The 17104-nt window shown below is 69.5% G+C and carries 17 protein-coding genes; 8 read left to right on the top strand and 9 right to left on the bottom strand.

Going from position 1 to position 17104, the window contains the following annotated elements; translation table 11 throughout:
* Window positions 1-142 precede the first annotated feature (142 nt).
* Window positions 143-928: a glucosamine-6-phosphate deaminase gene (gene nagB / locus ACFWBQ_RS32620; RefSeq protein ID WP_385505435.1), complete on the bottom strand. Its 786-nt coding sequence runs from the start codon at window positions 926-928 to the stop codon at window positions 143-145.
* A gap of 184 nt (window positions 929-1112) precedes the next feature.
* Between nagB and ACFWBQ_RS32625 the strand changes: the two genes are divergently transcribed.
* Together ACFWBQ_RS32625 and ACFWBQ_RS32630 are read left to right on the top strand one after the other, a co-directional pair.
* Window positions 1113-2162 (top strand): SIS domain-containing protein, encoded by a 1050-nt coding sequence (locus ACFWBQ_RS32625; protein ID WP_385505442.1) that lies wholly within the window; start codon window positions 1113-1115, stop codon window positions 2160-2162.
* 407 nt (window positions 2163-2569) lie between these two features.
* The gene (locus ACFWBQ_RS32630) at window positions 2570-4036 is read left to right on the top strand and encodes a sensor histidine kinase (protein WP_385505673.1); all 1467 of its coding nucleotides are present in this window, start codon (window positions 2570-2572) and stop codon (window positions 4034-4036) included.
* A gap of 171 nt (window positions 4037-4207) precedes the next feature.
* Here ACFWBQ_RS32630 and ACFWBQ_RS32635 read toward each other — a convergent pair whose 3' ends face one another.
* Window positions 4208-4465, bottom strand: a complete 258-nt coding sequence (locus tag ACFWBQ_RS32635) for a WhiB family transcriptional regulator (protein WP_003953983.1) — start codon at window positions 4463-4465, stop codon at window positions 4208-4210.
* A gap of 320 nt (window positions 4466-4785) precedes the next feature.
* Complete coding sequence (locus ACFWBQ_RS32640) at window positions 4786-5754, bottom strand: diacylglycerol/lipid kinase family protein (RefSeq protein WP_385505446.1); 969 nt, start codon at window positions 5752-5754, stop codon at window positions 4786-4788.
* Between the two features lie 276 nt (window positions 5755-6030).
* Between ACFWBQ_RS32640 and ACFWBQ_RS32645 the strand changes: the two genes are divergently transcribed.
* Window positions 6031-6480, top strand: a complete 450-nt coding sequence (locus tag ACFWBQ_RS32645; RefSeq protein WP_385505450.1) for a hypothetical protein — start codon at window positions 6031-6033, stop codon at window positions 6478-6480.
* Window positions 6481-6517: 37 nt separating this feature from the next.
* On the opposite strand, the gene ACFWBQ_RS32650 is transcribed toward ACFWBQ_RS32645, so the two are convergent.
* From ACFWBQ_RS32650 to ACFWBQ_RS32660, 3 genes are all read right to left on the bottom strand, one after another.
* Complete coding sequence (locus tag ACFWBQ_RS32650; protein ID WP_385505455.1) at window positions 6518-7444, bottom strand: RNA polymerase sigma factor SigF; 927 nt, start codon at window positions 7442-7444, stop codon at window positions 6518-6520.
* A 23-nt stretch (window positions 7445-7467) separates the two neighbouring features.
* The gene (locus ACFWBQ_RS32655; protein WP_003966375.1) at window positions 7468-7881 is read right to left on the bottom strand and encodes an anti-sigma regulatory factor; all 414 of its coding nucleotides are present in this window, start codon (window positions 7879-7881) and stop codon (window positions 7468-7470) included.
* 232 nt (window positions 7882-8113) lie between these two features.
* Window positions 8114-8374 carry a UBP-type zinc finger domain-containing protein gene (locus ACFWBQ_RS32660; RefSeq protein WP_385505463.1) on the bottom strand — a complete coding sequence of 87 codons (261 nt, stop codon included), beginning with the start codon at window positions 8372-8374 and terminating at the stop codon, window positions 8114-8116.
* A gap of 35 nt (window positions 8375-8409) precedes the next feature.
* Here ACFWBQ_RS32660 and ACFWBQ_RS32665 point away from each other — a divergent pair, with 35 nt between their 5' ends.
* Window positions 8410-10011 (top strand): Na+/H+ antiporter, encoded by a 1602-nt coding sequence (locus ACFWBQ_RS32665; RefSeq protein ID WP_385505467.1) that lies wholly within the window; start codon window positions 8410-8412, stop codon window positions 10009-10011.
* Window positions 10012-10032: 21 nt separating this feature from the next.
* Here the strand turns inward: ACFWBQ_RS32665 and ACFWBQ_RS32670 are convergent, their stop codons facing one another.
* The 3 genes from ACFWBQ_RS32670 to ACFWBQ_RS32680 form a co-directional block, all read right to left on the bottom strand.
* Window positions 10033-10929: a 1-aminocyclopropane-1-carboxylate deaminase/D-cysteine desulfhydrase gene (locus ACFWBQ_RS32670; RefSeq protein ID WP_385505470.1), complete on the bottom strand. Its 897-nt coding sequence runs from the start codon at window positions 10927-10929 to the stop codon at window positions 10033-10035.
* Between the two features lie 177 nt (window positions 10930-11106).
* Complete coding sequence (locus ACFWBQ_RS32675) at window positions 11107-12303, bottom strand: globin domain-containing protein (RefSeq protein ID WP_385505474.1); 1197 nt, start codon at window positions 12301-12303, stop codon at window positions 11107-11109.
* A gap of 134 nt (window positions 12304-12437) precedes the next feature.
* Entirely contained in the window at window positions 12438-12890 is a 453-nt protein-coding gene (locus ACFWBQ_RS32680; RefSeq protein ID WP_385505479.1) for an RrF2 family transcriptional regulator, read from the bottom strand.
* 176 nt (window positions 12891-13066) lie between these two features.
* Here ACFWBQ_RS32680 and ACFWBQ_RS32685 point away from each other — a divergent pair, with 176 nt between their 5' ends.
* The 4 genes from ACFWBQ_RS32685 (at window position 13067) to ACFWBQ_RS32700 (ending at window position 17047) form a co-directional block, all read left to right on the top strand.
* On the top strand, window positions 13067-14470 hold the full coding sequence (locus tag ACFWBQ_RS32685) for a family 2B encapsulin nanocompartment shell protein (protein WP_385505485.1): 1404 nt from the start codon (window positions 13067-13069) through the stop codon (window positions 14468-14470).
* A gap of 95 nt (window positions 14471-14565) precedes the next feature.
* Complete coding sequence (locus ACFWBQ_RS32690; protein ID WP_385505675.1) at window positions 14566-15609, top strand: family 2 encapsulin nanocompartment cargo protein polyprenyl transferase; 1044 nt, start codon at window positions 14566-14568, stop codon at window positions 15607-15609.
* Between the two features lie 94 nt (window positions 15610-15703).
* On the top strand, window positions 15704-16300 hold the full coding sequence (locus ACFWBQ_RS32695) for a GNAT family N-acetyltransferase (protein ID WP_385505489.1): 597 nt from the start codon (window positions 15704-15706) through the stop codon (window positions 16298-16300).
* Window positions 16301-16378: 78 nt separating this feature from the next.
* Entirely contained in the window at window positions 16379-17047 is a 669-nt protein-coding gene (locus ACFWBQ_RS32700; protein ID WP_385505496.1) for a DUF6304 family protein, read from the top strand.
* The last annotated feature ends 57 nt before the right edge of the window (window positions 17048-17104 follow it).

The following is a 17104-nucleotide window of genomic DNA, read 5'->3' on the forward strand; positions in this document are numbered from 1 at the left end:
CCCCCCCCCCCCCCCCGGCCCCCCCGGGGGGGGCCCCCCCCCCGGGGGGGGTTTTAGCGGTTCCCGCCGCCCCCGCCCTGGCGGCGGGCGGGGCGCGGCCCGGACACCCACTGGGTGTCCGGCCCTCTCCCGTTCCGGTGTCTCAGAGTCCCTGCCACGCCGGCTTTGCCGCGTATGTGGCCCGGAAGTAGTCGGCGAGCTTCAGCTTCGACGCCGCTGCCTCATCGACGACCACCGTGGCGTGCGGATGCAGTTGCAGGGCGGACGCCGGCACGATCGAGGCGACCGGCCCCTCCACGGTCTGGGCGACCGCATCGGCCTTTCCCTCTCCCGTTGCCAGGAGGATCGGGTGGCGGGACTCCAGGATCGTGCCGATGCCCTGGGTGATGACGTGGCGCGGCACCTGCTCGATGTCGTCGTCGAAGAAGCGCGCGTTGTCGACGCGGGTCTGCTCGGTCAGGGTCTTGATGCGGGTACGCGAGGCGAGCGAGGAGCACGGCTCGTTGAAACCGATGTGCCCGTCGGTGCCGATGCCGAGCAGCTGGAGGTCGACTCCGCCCGCCTCGGCGAGCGCCTTGTCGTAGGCCTCGCAGGCGGCCTGGACGTCCTCGGCGGAGCCGTCCGGGCCCATGAAGGACTCCTCGGACAGGCCGAGCGGTGCGACGACCTCGCGCAGCACCACGGAACGGTAGGACTCGGGATGGCCGACAGGCAGCCCGACGTACTCGTCGAGCTGGCAGACGCGGGCGCGTGAGGCGTTCACCGCACCGGAGCGGACCTCGGCCGCCAGAGCCTGGTAAATGGGCAGCGGGGTCGAGCCGGTGGCAACGCCGAGCAGGGCGTCGGGCTTGCGGCTCAGCAGGGCACCGATGGCCCTCGCGATGAGCTCGCCGCCTGCCGTGGCGTCCGGGACGATGACAACTTCCACGCTGTGCCTGCCGATCTGGAGAGTGGCGTCATGTGGTATAGACCAATCGAAGGCCAATCTAGCAGAAGCGGGTAGTCCGGAGGTGAACCGTCCGCGCGTGGAGATTCCCGCATCGCCCCGCTGGCGGAGGTCCGGTATGTCGTGTTCGACTCGTGCGAGCCAGCACCGACCGGGAGGTACCGTCATGTCCGATCGTCCGGGTGTGATCATGTCCGCAGAGATGGCCGAGCAGCCCGAGGTGCTACGGCGCATTCTGGGTCGGGGGGCCGGCCGAATCGGGGCTGTGGCAGCCGAGATCGCGGCGAGGAAGCCGCGCTTCGTCCTGCTCACCGCACGCGGTACGTCGGACAACGCGGCGCTCTACGCGAAGTACCTCCTGGAGATCCGGCTCGGCCTGCCGTGCGGGCTGGCCTCGATGTCCACCACGACGGCGTACGGCGCGAAGCCGGATCTGACGGACGTCCTGGTGATCACCATCAGCCAGTCGGGGGGCTCGCCGGATCTGGTCGCCTCCACGAAGGCCGCGAGGGAGGCCGGTGCGGTCACTCTCGCCGTCACCAACAATCCGGACTCGGCACTGGCCGCGGTCTCCGAGCACCACATCGACATTCTCGCGGGCCCGGAGCGGGCCCTGCCCGCCACGAAGACCTACACCGCCTCGTTGCTGGCGCTCTATCTCTTCGTGGAGGCCCTGGGCGGTGGGGACGGGGCGGCCGCCGCCGGAGTGCTGCCGGACCTGGCCGACGAGATCCTGGGCCGCAGGGCCGAGGTCACGGCACTGGCCTCGCGCTACCGCTTTGCCGAGCGCATGGTCATCACCTCGCGCGGCTACGGCTATCCCACGGCCAAGGAGGCTGCCCTCAAACTGATGGAGACCAGCTACATTCCCGCTCTGTCCTACTCGGGCGCGGATCTGCTGCACGGTCCGCTGGCCATGGTCGACAACATCTCCCCGGTGATCGCCGTGGTCACCGACGGCCGGGGCGGGAAGGCCCTCCAGCCCGTGCTGGACCGGCTCCGTGGCCGCGGCGCCGACCTCTTCGTCGTCGGCCCCCAGGCTCAGGTCGAGGCGGCGTCCGCGGGCTTCGTGCTGCCGACGGCCGGGGTGGCGGAGGAGCTGCAGCCGGTCCTGGAGATCCTGCCGTTGCAGCTGCTGGCGTACGAAGTGACCATCGCCCGGGGGCAGGATCCGGACGCCCCGCGCGCCCTCGCCAAGATCACCGAGACCCGTTGACGCCAGGAGTCGGTTGCGGGGCGGTTCCGTCGGATATCCCCGGAGACACCCGCGGGCCGCGGCGCCGGGACGGGACCCTCGGCCCGTCCGGCACCGCAGCCCGGAGCTACCTGGCCGGCGGTGTGCGGTGCCTCCGGCCACTGGAGACACCGGCGCAGTCAGGGCAGAGAGCGCCGGGTGCCTCGATCCGCTCTCCTGTGCGGGGAGAGCGGAGGTCTGTCTTGTGCGTGACGTTCATGTTCCATGATGTTCGTACCTGGTGCATTGTGGACTAGACCAATAGTCCGTGTCCATCCGCGGGTGCGGACATTTCCGTGCCCGACCGCTCCACCACAGTGTCACGCATCGGCGGGCGGATCGGTTCGGAACCTGTGCGTATCCACAGGTACGCTCGCCCTGTGCCCTCCATGAACGACCTTGTCCGCCAGCACACAGCCCTGAGTGACACCGACCTCGAGTGGCTCCATTTGCTGGTCTCGGAGTGGCAGCTGCTCTCCGACCTGTCCTTTGCCGACCTGGTCCTGTGGGTGCCTACCCGCGACGGGACCCGCTATGTGTCCGTGGCGCAGATGCGGCCCAACACCGGCCCCACCTCCTACCAGGACGACATGGTCGGGCATCTGGTGCCGCGGGGCCGCCGCCCCCTGCTGGACGCCGCCCTGGACGAGGGGCGGATCGTGCGCGAGGGCGACCCGGAATGGCGCGAGGAGGTCCCCGTACGGGTCGAATCGATCCCCGTACGCCGCGAGGGCCGGGTCCTCGGGGTCATCGCCCGCAATACGAACCTCCTCACCGTGCGTACGCCGTCCCGGCTGGAGCTCACCTACCTCCAGTCCGCATCCGACCTGGCCCAGATGATTGCCGCCGGGTCCTTCCCCTTCCCGGGCCAGCAGGTCGACATGGATGCTTCGCCGCGGGTCGGTGACGGGCTGATCAGGCTCGATGCCGACGGCGTCGTCCAGTACGCCAGCCCCAACGGCCTCTCCGCCTACCATCGCCTCGGCCTCGCCTCCGATCTCGTCGGCCACCACCTCGGCGCGACGACGGCCGAGCTCGCCCCCTCACGCGGCCCGGTCGACGAGGCCCTGGTCAAGGTGGCGAGCGGGTACGCACCCAGGGAGTTCGAGGTCGAGGGCGAAGGCGGTGTGATTCAGCTGCGGGCGATTCCGCTCAAGCCCAAGGGCACCCGCATCGGTTCGCTGGTACTCCTCCGCGATGTCACGGAACTGCGGCGCCGCGAGCGGGAGTTGATCACCAAGGACGCCACCATCCGGGAGATTCACCACCGGGTGAAGAACAACCTCCAGACGGTGGCCGCCCTGTTGCGCCTCCAGGCCCGCCGGATGGACTCCGAGCAGGGCCGCGAGGCGCTCAACGAGGCGGTACGGCGCGTCGGTTCGATCGCCATCGTGCATGAGACGCTGTCCCAGAATCTGGACGAGCGGGTCGAGTTCGACGAGATCGCCGACCGTGTCATCGCGATGGTTTCCGAGATCTCGCCCGGCAAGGTCACCTGCCGGCGCACGGGCCGCTTCGGAGTTCTCGATGCGGAAGTGGCCACTCCGCTCTCGATGGTGCTCACCGAAGTGCTGCAGAACGCACTGGAACACGCTTTCACCCCGACCGAGAGCGGCACGGTGGAAGTGTCCGCGGTACGGGGCGGGTCACCGGCGGAGGGGCGGCTGCTGATCACCGTGGCGGACGACGGGTGCGGCCTGCCCGAGGGATTCGACCCGCAGCGGGCCGGCAATCTGGGTCTGCAGATCGTGCGGACGCTGGTGGAGGGCGAGTTGGGCGGCACCTTCGGCATGGTCCCGGCGCCCGGGCGCGGCACACAGGTTGTCCTCGACCTCCCGGTCCGCCACGACAAATAGCGGCACAGCACAGAGCAGTGGGCCCGGACCGTGGTAACGGTCCGGGCCCACTGCGTGGTGCTCACGGTGCGATGCGCTTCGGGGGTACTGCGCGCTGCGACTCGAAGGCGGGGCTGTGCGTACGCTCTGTACGCGCCGCCTGGCTGAGGCTCGTCGTGCGGGGGGCGTCGGTCAGGCGCTGGCGTTACGCGCCCGGTTGCGAGCGGCGCGGCGCTTCATTGCGCGGCGCTCGTCCTCGCTGAGGCCACCCCAGACGCCGGAGTCCTGACCGGACTCGAGCGCCCACTGCAGGCACTGCTCCATGACGGGGCAGCGACGGCAAACGGCCTTGGCTTCCTCGATCTGCAGCAGCGCAGGACCGGTGTTGCCGATGGGGAAGAACAGCTCCGGGTCTTCCTCACGACAAACGGCGTTGTGACGCCAGTCCATGGCTGCTACCTCTCCTTGGTATTACATGCGGATGCTTGTGAATGTGAACGCTTTCACGAATCCCCCCGCAGACGAAGGTCCGACTCCCAGATGAACTGGTTGTGGTCCTGTTGTGGTGAGGAGGGGTTCTGGCTCTCAGTGGAGGCCGATGTTGCGGGCCGTCCCGATCGCCATGTAGAGATTCGCAAACCTCGGCGGCGGATACAACCCCTTCTGGAAAGTTTTTTTTGATTCCTCGGTGTCGACTAGGTCACAGCCGTACTTCTAAGGGGTGGGGGCCAGCCCAAACGTTCGAGTTAAAGGACTTTGAGCCCTTCCACTCACACAATCACACGCAGTGCACGGCGTACGCCTGTGAACGTCACGCTCGTACGCAGTCCCAGGTGGTCACCGTCCATCTGGAAGGGCAGTGGAGCCTTTGAATGCAAGGTGAAGTCGGTGAGGTCATGGAGGGAGACTGCGTGCTTACCGTGCGGGCCCTTCTCGGGGCTCGAGGTGAGCAGCTGGGTGGCATACCTGGCCACCGCGGGTGTGGTGAGGCGCTTCAGGCCGAGGATGTCCAGGCCGGTGTCGAAGGATGCCTTCGGAGCGGCGTACATCGGACGATTCCCCAGGTAGGTCCAGGGTGCGGTGTTGCAGATTATGGACAGCGCAAGATCCGTGACCGGGTCCCGGCCGGGCACGTCCAAGGTGATCAGGCCCTTGCGCCGGTGCGGTTCCTCGATGAACTGCCGGACCACCTGGCGCACGTACAGCGGATGTGTCGAACGCTTGCCGCGCTCGCGTTTCTGTTCGACCCGGCCGAGGACGCCCGCGTCGAATCCGAGTCCGGCACAGAAAGTGAACCAGCGCTGCGGTACGGCTTCGTCCGCCGTGCCCGGGGTGCCGGCCGCGAGGCCGAGACCCACCGTGCGCTCGCTGCGGTCGGCGAGGGCATCCAGGATGGCGCCGGTCGCTTCAACGGCATCGTTCGGGATGCCCAGGGCGCGTGCGAACACATTGGTGGAACCGCCCGGAACCACGGCGAGGCTCGGCAGGCTGTCCACATCGGGCCCCTTGTGCAGCAGCCCGTTCACGACTTCGTTGACCGTGCCGTCGCCGCCGAGGGCTACCACCAGGTCGATGTCGTCGGAGTCGGCTGCACGTCGCCCCAGGTCCCGGGCGTGGCCGCGGTACTCCGTGGTCACGGCCTCGAGTTTCATCTCGCTCGCGAGGGCGTGGATGAGGACATCACGGGTCCGCGCACTGGTAGTGGTGGCAGTTGGGTTGACCACGAGAAGTGCGCGCATGCCCGCCAGAGTACCTACCGCGCGGTACCGCCCTGAAGTCCTGATCCCATCGGTCCGCATTCCGTGACGGACAGTGATCGACACCGTGCCGGGTTCCGGCACCGGCCCGGCCGGACCCCGGCTCCGGTCGCGGCGCTCGTCCCGGGCTCCGGCGCGGTTCGACCTCGACTCCGGTCGCCGTTCGACCCGGCTCCGGTGGCGGTTCGACCCTGGTTTCGGTCGCGGCGCTCGACCCCGGCTTCGCGTTCGGCGGGCCGGGATGCCAACCTGAATGGCGTGAGCACTCAGCAGAACACGCCCTCCCCGTCGCCCTCGGCCGGCCCGGAGAGGCCGGGCCGGATCGCCGTCGTGGCCGCACTCAGCGCCCTGGAAGGGGCAGCGCTCGCCATCGGCGGGATCTACATGCTGGTCATGGGGCTGCTCGGACGGCCCGAGAGCCCTCAGCAGGCCGAGATGGGCGGACTCACGCTGCTGGCGCTCGGGCTGATTCCGTTGTTCGCCGCCCGCGGACTGCTGCTCCGGCGCAGTTGGAGCCGCGGCCCCGCGCTCATCACCCAGCTCATGGCGCTGCCGGTCGCCTGGACGCTGCTGCGTGCGCAGGGCGCCCTGATTCCTGCCGGGATCGCCCTGGCCGCGGTCGCCGTGACGGCGCTCGTGCTGCTGCTCAACCCGGCGACCACGCGGGCCCTGGGCATCCGGGGGCCGCGGACGACCCCCGAGGCCTGAGCTCCCGGACTGTTTCGCCCTCCGACACCGCCGGCGCCTACTCCTCGACGAGCAGTCGCTCGCGCAGCTGTGCGAGCGTGCGGGCCAGCAGGCGGGAGACGTGCATCTGGGAGATGCCGACCTCCTGTGCGATCTGCGACTGGGTCATGTTGCCGAAGAATCGGAGTAGGAGAATCCGCTTCTCGCGGGGCGGGAGGTCCTCGAGCAGCGGCTTGAGCGATTCCCGGTACTCGACGCCCTCCAGCGCCTCGTCCTCGGAACCCAGCGTGTCCGCGACCGCGGGGGACTCGTCGTCCGTGTCCGGAACGTCCAGTGAGAGCGTGCTGTAGGCATTGGCCGATTCAAGGCCCTCCAGGACCTCTTCCTCGGAGATGCCCAGACGCTCCGCCAGCTCGTGCACCGTCGGGGAGCGGCCGTGCTGCTGGGAGAGCTCCGCGGTGGCCGTGGTCAGCGACAGTCGCAGCTCCTGGAGGCGGCGGGGCACCCGCACCGCCCAGCCCTTGTCGCGGAAGTGCCGCTTGATCTCGCCGACGACCGTGGGAGTCGCGTACGTCGAGAACTCGACACCGCGGTCCGGGTCGAACCGGTCCACGGACTTGATCAGTCCGATCGTCGCGACCTGGGTCAGGTCGTCCAGCGGCTCGCCGCGGTTGCGGAATCTGCGGGCCAGGTGCTCAACGAGCGGCAGGTGCATGCGCACCAGCCGGTTGCGCAGCTCCGCCTTCTCCGGCGAGCCGTCGGCGAGCTCGCGCAGCTCGATGAAGAGTGCCCGCGCTCCGCTGCGGTCACGTGGATCGTGGTGCCCGTGCTCGCTCATCTGGCCCGCCCGCTCTGCCTGCGACTGCTCCACCGCGACCGTACGGCCTTGGGTCCCGTCCGCACCGTCCACCGGATGCGGCCGGGCCTGTTGCTCCGGGATGGCTGCTGGGCGCACCACCCCGGGTCGGATCGTCTCGTCACGCACAGGACCGTCCCCGTTCCCGTTGCTCACGCCGGCCCGGGTCCCGCGCCGCGCTGTTTGTAGAGGCTGATGCTGACCGTACGGTCGTCAGCGACCGTGGAGTCGACCTTGCCGGCCAGTGCGGAGAGCACCGTCCAGGCGAAGGTGTCGCGCTCGGGAGCGCGGCCGTCCGTGGTCGGGGCCGACACGGTCACCTCGAGGGAATCATCGACGAGGCGGAAGACGCAGCTGAGGACGGAACCCGGCACGGCCTGCTGGAGCAGGATCGCGCAGGCCTCGTCGACCGCGATGCGAAGATCCTCGATCTCGTCGAGAGTGAAGTCCAAACGCGCTGCGAGACCGGCCGTGGCCGTACGCAGCACCGACAGGTAGGCACCCGCAGCGGGCAGCCGGACCTCTACGAAGTCCTGATTCCCGGGCTCGCCTGCGATCTGGGACACCCTCACCTCCAAGGTGGCACAAACTCATTCGAGGCTCCGGGACGAGTGCCCGGAACCATGCGGTCTGTCGTCGGTTCTGTGGTGCGGCGACGCTATCGCGATCCATGATGCCGTGTCGCCGAGACCCCATCCCAAGACCGTCACTCATGGTAAGCCCATGAGTACACACAGTGGCTAGGGGTCTGCGGCAGTCAATTGCGAAGAACCGGCGCCGGTTTGACGTACCCAGACGTCAGACGATCGAACCGTCCTCGAAGCACCAGCGCCAGTTGTCGCCGCATTCGTAACTTCGCATCAACGGATGACCTGTCTCCTTGAAGTGCGCCGTGGCGTGCTTCAGGGGCGACGAGTCGCAGCAGCCGACGTGTCCGCAGGCGAGGCAGAGCCGCAGTTGCACCGGATGGCTGCCCGCGGCCAGGCACTCGAGGCAGGTTTCGCTGAGCGGGGCGGGCTCGGGGCGCGGCATTTCGAGAACATGCAGGCACTCACTCATGATGGCCACGTTACGACGGATGCGAGGACGGTGAGATGGACGCGTTGCCGCTGGTGGCACTCGTAGCGGCCAGCGCGGCGGTTGCGGGGGCCGCGCGCCGGACGCCGGTGCCGGCCCCGCTGCTGTTGGTGGCCGCAGGGCTTCTGGCCGCGTACCTGCCGGGTGTGCCGGACTACACCCTGGACGCGCACGTCGTGCTGCCGCTTCTGTTGCCCCCGCTGCTGTACACGGCCGCGGTCGACAGCTCGTACCTCGATCTGCGGGCAAATCTGCGGCCGGTCGCGCTGCTCTCCGTGGGGTACGTGCTCTTCGCCACCGTCGCGGTGGGCTGGCTGGCATATCTGCTCGTGCCCGACCTGCCGCTGACCGCCGCACTTGTGCTCGGAGCGGTGATCGCCCCGCCGGACGCCGTCACGGCCGCCGCGATCGCCCGCCGGGTCGGGCTGCCCACCCGGGTCACGACCATCCTCCAGGGCGAGTCCCTGGTGAACGACGCCACCGCGATCACCGCCTTCAAGGTGGCCCTTGCCGCCGCTGTCGGCGAGGGCGTGGGCTGGGGCGAGGGGATCGGTGAGTTCCTGCTGGCGGCGGTCGGCGGTGTCGGCGTCGGCCTGGTGCTGATGGTGCCGCTGCACTGGCTGCGTACGCACCTCAAGGAGGCATTGCTGCAGAACACCCTGTCGCTGCTGATCCCCTTCGTGGCGTACGCGGCCGCGGAGCGGGTGCATGCCTCCGGGGTGCTGGCCGTGGTCGTCGTCGCGCTCTACCTGGGACATCGCTCCTGGCAGGTCGACTTCGCGACGCGGCTCCAGGAGGCGGCGGTCTGGAAGATGGTCGCGTTCATCCTGGAGTCCGCGGTCTTCGCGCTCATCGGGCTGCAACTGCCCTTCGTGCTGAGGGATCTCGGCACCTACGGCGTCATGGAGTCCCTCTGGTACGCGGCCGCCGTGTTCGTCGTGGTGGTCGTGGTGCGCTTCGTCTGGGTCTACCCGGCGACCTATCTGCCCCTGTGGCTGTCCCGACGCATCAGGGAACGCGAACCCGCCATGCCGTGGACCTCGCCGCTGATCGTGAGCTGGGCAGGGATGCGGGGCGTCGTCTCGCTCGCCATCGCGTTCTCCATCCCGCTGGTCATGAACGACGGGGAGGACTTCCCGGCCCGCAACCTGGTGCTCTTCCTGACCTTCACGACCGTCATCGCGACCCTGGTCATCCAGGGCCTCACCCTGCCGCTCCTCGTGCGTGTGTTGAAGCTCCCGGGGCGTGACGTGCAGACCGAGACGCTGGCCGAGGCCCAGGCGCAGAGCGAGGCGTCCACGGCTGCGGAGACGCGCCTGGACGAGCTGCTGTCCGACCCGCGCAACGCGCTGCCCGACCCCCTCACGGAACGTCTGCGGACCGTCATGGAACGGCGCCGCAACGCCGTGTGGGAACGACTCGGAGCGGCCAATCCGATCACCGGGGAGTCGGCGGACGAGACCTACCGGCGGCTCGCCAGGCAGATGATCGAAGCCGAGCGCGAAGTGTTCGTGCAGCTCAGGGACGAGCGGCGGATCGACGACGAGATGCTGCGCGCCCTGCTGCGCCGGCTCGACCTCGAAGAGGCCGCGGCCTACCGGGAGTCGGACGGGGGCTGAGGGCCCGGCCCCGGGGGCCTGTCAGTCCGGGTGCCCGGTGATCACGGCGGTCACCGTGGATCCCGGGGCGAAGGCGCCCTCTTCGGCCAGTGCGGTCAGTGCGTACAGCAGTTTGGCCACGTAGAGCCGCTCGACGGGCAGACCGTGGCGGTCCTCGAAGTCGTCGGCGAAAGCGTGCAGCTCCGGGGGTGTACGGGCGTAGCCACCGAAGTGGAAGCGGTCGTCCAGGGACCACTGCCCGGCCCGGGCGCCGAACGCCTCGTGCTGCAGGGCCAGCACCGCGTCCCCCAGGAAGCCGCCGCGCAGCACAGGAATGCCCAGGCAACGCTGCCCCGGACCGAGTCCGGCTGACAGTCCTGCCAGGGTGCCGCCGGTTCCGCAGGCCACGGCGACCGTGTCACCCTGCCCGCGCAGCTCGTGGCCGAGCGCTGTGCAGCCCTGTGCGGCAAGCGCGTTGCTGCCGCCCTCCGGGATGACGGTGCACGCCCCGAAGAGGCTCAGCAGCCCGTCCAGGACGTGAGGAGCGGTCTTCGAGCGATACGTCTCCCGGTCCACGAAGTGCAGACGCATGCCGTCGGCCGCGCATCGGGCGAGGGAGGGGTTGAGGGGGCGGCCGGCCAGTTCGTCGCCGCGTACGACCCCGACGGTGGGGAAGCCGAGCAGCCGTCCGGCGGCGGCCGTGGCGCGCAGGTGATTGGAGTAGGCCCCGCCGAAGGTGAGAACGGTGCGTCCGGCGGCGGCCCGCAGATTGGGGGCGAGTTTCCGCCACTTGTTGCCCGGCAGGTCGGGGTGGATCAGATCGTCGCGCTTGAGCAGCAGCGTCACGCCGTGACGCGCGAAGCGCTCGTCCTCGGCCGGCTGCAGGGGCGAGGGGAGAACCGGCTGCAGCCGGGAGAGGTCGAGCGCTTCGTGGTGCATGCATTCATTGTGCGGCCGGTGCGGCCTGCGCGGCTTGCCCGCCCCTGCTTCAGCTGGTGGTGGATCCGGGCGCGCACGCCCGTCGTCGAGACGCCGCGAGGGTCGACCTTGCCCGGCTGCCACTTCCGAGTCGTTCCGGACAATTCCGCGAGCGGCGGGGGCCGTACCCGACGGCGGTCAGCTCCGGGCGAGCCAGAGGTCGGGGCCGAACACCTCGTAGTGGATGTCTGCTGCGCGCACGCCCTTGGCCAGCAGCTGGGAGCGTACGGCGCGCATGAAGGGCAGCGGGCCGCAGAGATAGGCGCGGGTTCCGGAAGCGATCGGAAGGACGGTCAGGTCGACCGTACCGGTGTGCCCCTCGGGGTGGCCCGGCTCCGGGTGCTCGTACCAGAAGTGCGCCGTGGCGTCGTGGAGCTTGCCGGCGAGCAGGGCGTGGTCCGTACGCAGGGCGTGGGAGGTGGCCGAACGGTCGCCGTGCACCACGGTGACGGGGGAGCGGTGGTCCCGGGCCGCAAGGTGTTCCAGCATCGACAGCATGGGGGTGCAGCCGATGCCCGCCGAGGCGAGGAGCAGCGGGGCGGCGCTGTCGTCGAGCACCAGATCGCCGTACGGGGCCGAGACGCGCAGGCGGTCGCCCTCCCGTACATGTGCGTGGAGGTACTGCGAGACCTCGCCGTCGGGGGTGCCTTGGCCGCGCACCCGCTTGACGGTGAGGGAGCGCAGGGCGGAGCCAGGTGCGCAGGAGAGGCTGTACTGGCGTATCTGGCGCGCCCCGTCGGGGAGTTCGATCTGGACGGAGACGTACTGGCCCGGGCGGAATTCCGGAGCCGGAGCGCCGTCGGAGGGCGCGAGACGGAACGTGGCGACGTCCCTTGTCTCATCGGTCCGCGAGGTCACCGTCCACTCACGCCACACGTCACCTGCGACAACGCCCTGCTGGGCGTACAGCCGGCCCTCGATGGCGATCAGGGCGTTGGCCATCAGCCAGTAGACCTCGTCCCAGGCGGCGGCGACCTCGGGCGTGACCGCGTCGCCGAGTACCTCGGCGATGGCCGCGAAGAGATGAGTGTGCACGACCTCGTACTGCGGGGGCGTGATGCCGAGCGATGCGTGCTTGTTGGCGATGCGGCTCAGCATCGCGTCGGGGCGGGTGTCCGGGTGTTCGACCAGATGGGAGGCGAAGGCGGCGACGGAGCCCGCGAGGGCCTGGCGTTGTGTGCCGGACGCCTGGTTGCCGCGGTTGAACAGGTCGCGGAGCAGCTCGGGGTGGTCGTCGAACAGCTTTCGGTAGAAGAGGTCCGCGATCTCGCCGATTCCTGCCCCGACGGCGGGGAGGGTGGCACGAACGGTGGCGGTCGACGTCTCGGAGAGCATCGGCTGACTCCTCAGGTGTGGAGAGGGGCGGGAGGTGGCTCGGGGCGTACGGGCAGGCACCCCGGCCCTGAAGTGGTATATGAGATGTGTATTTTCGGGCGACGAAATCGGCGCGCGGTGGAGTGCGCGCGGAATCAGCCGGGATCGGGACGGCTGCCGCTGATGCCGAGCAGCAGGGGGCCGGTGGGGGAGGAGGTGAGATCGGTGACGGTGATCGGATCGAGCGAGGCGTAGAAGGCCTCTTCCGCCACACGCAGTGCGGAGCGCAGCCGGCAGGCGGAGCGCAGGGGACAGGGGGTGCTGCCCTCGCAGTCGACCACCTCGCCGGGGCCTTCCAGTTGACGCACGAGACCGCCCACCGATGCGGACCGGCCGGCTCCGGTGAGGGTGAGGCCGCCGCCGCGGCCGCGGCGTGCGTCGACCAGGCCGAGGTGCTGGAGCCGGGCGACGACCTTGGCGGCGTGCGTGTACGGCACCTGCATGGTGGCCGCCACCTCCCGGGTGGTCGGCGGGTCCTCGCTCTCCGTCGCGACAGCCAGGCGCATGAGTACGCGGAGTGCCACGTCGGTGAATCTCGTCAGACGCATGAGCTCAGGGTAGGTAAGTTGCATAAGGGATGCAAATTAAACGGGCTGCGTGGCGACAGGGGGCAACGTGCCCCGACATGAGCCCGAATAGTCACACTCTTTTGTGTAATAGCGCGTCGTGTCCCCGGCTGAAAGGCTTCTTCTCGCAGGTCAGTCCATGATCGAGAGGATGTCGGATGTCCGTTGGTGAAGAGGTTCGCGACACGCAGCCGCCGCAGCAGAGTCTCGGCACAGCGGCTGCGCGGAACCTCGCGACGACGACCAAGTCCGCCCCGCAGATGCAGGAGATCACCTCGCGGTGGCTGCTGCGCATGCTGCCCTGGGTGCAGGTCCAGGGCGGGACGTACCGGGTGAACCGCCGGCTCAGCTACTCGGTCGGAGACGGACGGTTGACGTTTATCCAGACCGGCGACCGGGTCACGGTCATTCCCGCCGAGCTCGGCGAGCTGCCCGCCCTGCGGGACTTCGGGGACGAAGAAGTGCTGGCCGAACTGGCGCGCAGGTGCGAGCAGCGCGATGTGGCGGCCGGCGAGGTACTCGCCGCGACGGGGGACGCGGCGGACCGCGTCTTTCTGCTGGCGCACGGCAAGGTCGAGAAGGTCGGCTCCGGACCGTACGGCGACGAGACGGTGCTCGGAGTCCTCGCCGACGGTGCCCACTTCGGCGACCAGGCGCTGATCGACGGCGACGCGGCCTGGGAGTACACAGCCCGGGCCGTCACCGCCTGCACGCTGCTGACGCTGCGCCGTTCGGATGTGCTCAACCTCGCCGCCCGCGCCGACTCGCTGCGCGATCACCTCGCCGGACTGCTCTCCATCCCGCACCAGCGGACAAACCGCTACGGCGAGGCGGAGATCGACCTGTCCGCCGGGCATGTGGGGGAGAGCGTCGTCCCGCACACGTTCGTCGACTACGAGTCGGCGCCACGTGAATACGAGCTGAGCGTCGCCCAGACCGTGCTGAAGGTGCACAGCAGGGTCGCCGATCTCTACAACCAGCCGATGAACCAGACCGAGCAGCAGCTGCGGCTCACTGTCGAGGCACTGAGGGAGCGCCAGGAGCACGAGCTGATCAACAACCGCGAGTTCGGACTGCTCAACAACTGCGACTACGGGCAGCGGCTCCAGCCTCATGACGGGGCTCCCGGCCCCGACGACATGGACGAGCTGCTGTCGCGTCGACGCGGGTCGAAACTCTTCCTGGCCCATCCTCGGGCCATCGCAGCGTTCGGCCGCGAGTGCAACAAGCGGGGTCTGGTGCCGGAGAGCGTGGAGGTCGGTGGGCACCATGTGCCCGCCTGGCGCGGGGTTCCGATCTTCCCGAGCAACAAGATTCCCGTCACCGATGCCCGCACCACATCGATCATCTGCATGAGGACCGGTGAAGCGGACCAGGGCGTCGTCGGACTCCAGCAGAGCGGCATCCCCGACGAGATCGAGCCGAGTCTGTCGGTCCGTTTCATGGGCATCGACGAGCAGGCGATCATCTCGTACCTGGTGACTGCCTACTACTCCGCCGCCATCCTGGTGCCGGACGCCCTCGGTGTCCTGGAGAACGTCGAGGTCAGCCGCTGGCGGTGAACCGCCCCGGGCCCGGGCGCCCGCCCGCCCGGGCCCGTACGCGCGGGGCCGCGACAGAGGTGCCTCCGGGGCACCCGGAAGGAGTGACCGTGACCATGACGAGTACGGATGCCGCGACGGATGGGCACGAGGCTGCCGCGCTCCTGGAGCGCACCCGCAGCGTCGTCGATCCGCACTTGCGAGCTGCCGTGGAATCGCTGCCCGGAGGCATACGCCAGGTCGCGAAGTACCACTTCGGCTGGCAGGACGCGGACGGAAGCCCGGCCTCGGAACAGGCCGGCAAAGCCATCAGGCCCGCTCTGGTCCTGGCCGCCGCACGCGCGCTGGGCGGCGATCCGGATCACGCTGTACGGGCAGCCGTGGCCGTGGAACTGGCACACAACTTCACCCTGCTTCACGACGACGTGATCGACGGGGACGCCACTCGCAGACACCGGCCCACGGCCTGGGCGGTGTTCGGTGTGCCGGACGCCGTCATCACGGGGGACGCCATGCTCGCCCTCGCCCAGCGGCTGCTGGGCGACGACCCGCACCCGGCATCCGCACGAGCGTCGGCCCGGCTGTCCACCTGCGTCATCGAACTGTGTGCGGGGCAACAGGCCGACTGCGCTCTGGAGAAGCGCGGCCCCGACGATGTCACGCTGGACGAGTGCCTCACCATGGCCACGGCCAAGACGGGTGCCCTGCTCGGCTGCGCCTGTGCCCTCGGCGCCCTGTACGCGGGAGCCGGGGAGCGGGCCGTGGGGGCCATGGACGGCTTCGGGAGGGAGGCGGGCCTCGCCTTCCAGCTCATCGACGACCTGATCGGAATCTGGGGGGACACGAGCCGTACGGGCAAGCCGGTCGGGGCGGATCTGGCAGCCCACAAGAAGTCCTTGCCGGTGGTTGCCGCTCTCACCTCGGGAACCCCCGCCGCCGCCGAACTGGCCGCGCTCTACCGGGGAGCCATGAACACTCCGGGCGAGGTGAGCAGAGCGGCCGGCGCGGTGGACCGGGCGGGTGGCCGGGACTGGGCACAGATGTGTGCGGCGGACCGGATGGCCCGGGCGGTCCACCACCTGTCCCGTGCGGTGCCCGATCCGGCCGGCGCCGGGGACCTGCTGGCCCTGGCCGAGTTCGTCACCCGCAGGACGTACTGAGTCCGGGCCTCCGTGACCGGCGCCCCGGTTCAACTCTAGGATCCCGAAGGTCGGTTGGGATCATCACATCGGGGACGAAAGGGCGGAGCCGGTCATGGGCGTACGCATACGGCAGGCGGACGAGCGGGACAGGGATGAGGTCGTACGGATCCTGGACGAGGCCTTCCACAACGACCCGGTGAGCAGCTGGGTCTTTCCGGACGAGGAGCATCGGCGCGCCGTGCACGGGAAGTTCCTCGGTGTCTTCGCCGACATCACGCTCGAGGGCGGCCGGATCGACCTGCTGGAGGACGGTACGGCCGTGGCTCTCTGGCTCTCCGTGCCTGCGGGAGCACCCGAGGGAGACGGCGGCACACCCGCACTCATGAGAGAGACCGCGGACCCCGACAACGAACGGGCCGAACTGATAGGGAGACTGACGGGCGCCGTCCATCCGCACGACCGCGCACACGAGTATCTGCTGATGATCGGCGTCTCGCCGGAGCGTCAGGGCGAGGGGATCGGAGAAGCGCTCATCGCCGAGGTCCTGGAGCGGTGCGACCGCGATGGTGTCCCGGCCTATCTGGAGGCGAGCAGCGAGCGCAGCCGAGGTCTCTACGAGCGACTCGGCTTCACCTTCATGGGGCGGACCGTGGACCTTCCGGACGGTCCCTCCATGTGGCCCATGTGGCGCGATCCGTCCACAGGCTGAACAGCGGTCAGGTTCCGGAGCGGAGGAAGGGGAGGGTGCCACAGGGGCGGCATCGGGCACGGGCTACAGTCCCTGCTCATGACAGAAGAGTCGTGGGCAGGCTGGTACCGGGACCGTCACGGTTCCGAGGCGGTCATCCTCACCACGGACGGACAGCAACTCCGGATCCGCGTCAGGGGCGCCGACTTCGAGGGCGAGAGCTTCGACAGTCTGAGCCCTGTGGCGGGGGTGCCGCCCGAAGGCGGGGTGTTCGACCTGGTGGACGGCGCGCTCAGCGACTGCGTACTCGAGTGGGACCTGCCGCTCCCGGTCCTCGTGTCCGGCACGGTCCGCCAGGTCACGCTCAGTTGCCTGCTGTCGCTGCGCCGCGCCGACCCGGACCTGTACCTCGCCCTCCATCTGGACGGGGCGGTGTACGAATCGAACCGGGCCGAGAGCGACTTCGCGTCCGCCCTGGCGACCATCCAGCGCATTCTCCCGTCCGGGATCCATCTGCAGACGTGCATAGCCTGTGCTTTCTCGGACTACTTCCCCGTACCGGTCCGTGGGCTCTCCGGTGGGCTCGCCTGCTTCCGCGGGGCGAAGGACGCGTACCGCGACGCGGCAGGCGGCGGAGATGTCGCCGACCTGTGGGACAGGCGGACGGGACTGGTCCAGGAGATATGGAGCTGCCAGGAATTCGAGCCGCGTCCGGCCGAGGGGGCGGGCACCGGCCACCGTGGTGCCTTCCCGCTCGAGCTCGCCTGATTCCCGCCGTCCGGCATGCGCGTAGGGGCCGCTCCGGAGCGGCCCCTACGGCACTGG

The sequence above is a fragment of the Streptomyces sp. NPDC060035 genome (genome assembly GCF_042736635.1).
Classification (GTDB): Bacteria; Actinomycetota; Actinomycetes; order Streptomycetales; family Streptomycetaceae; genus Streptomyces.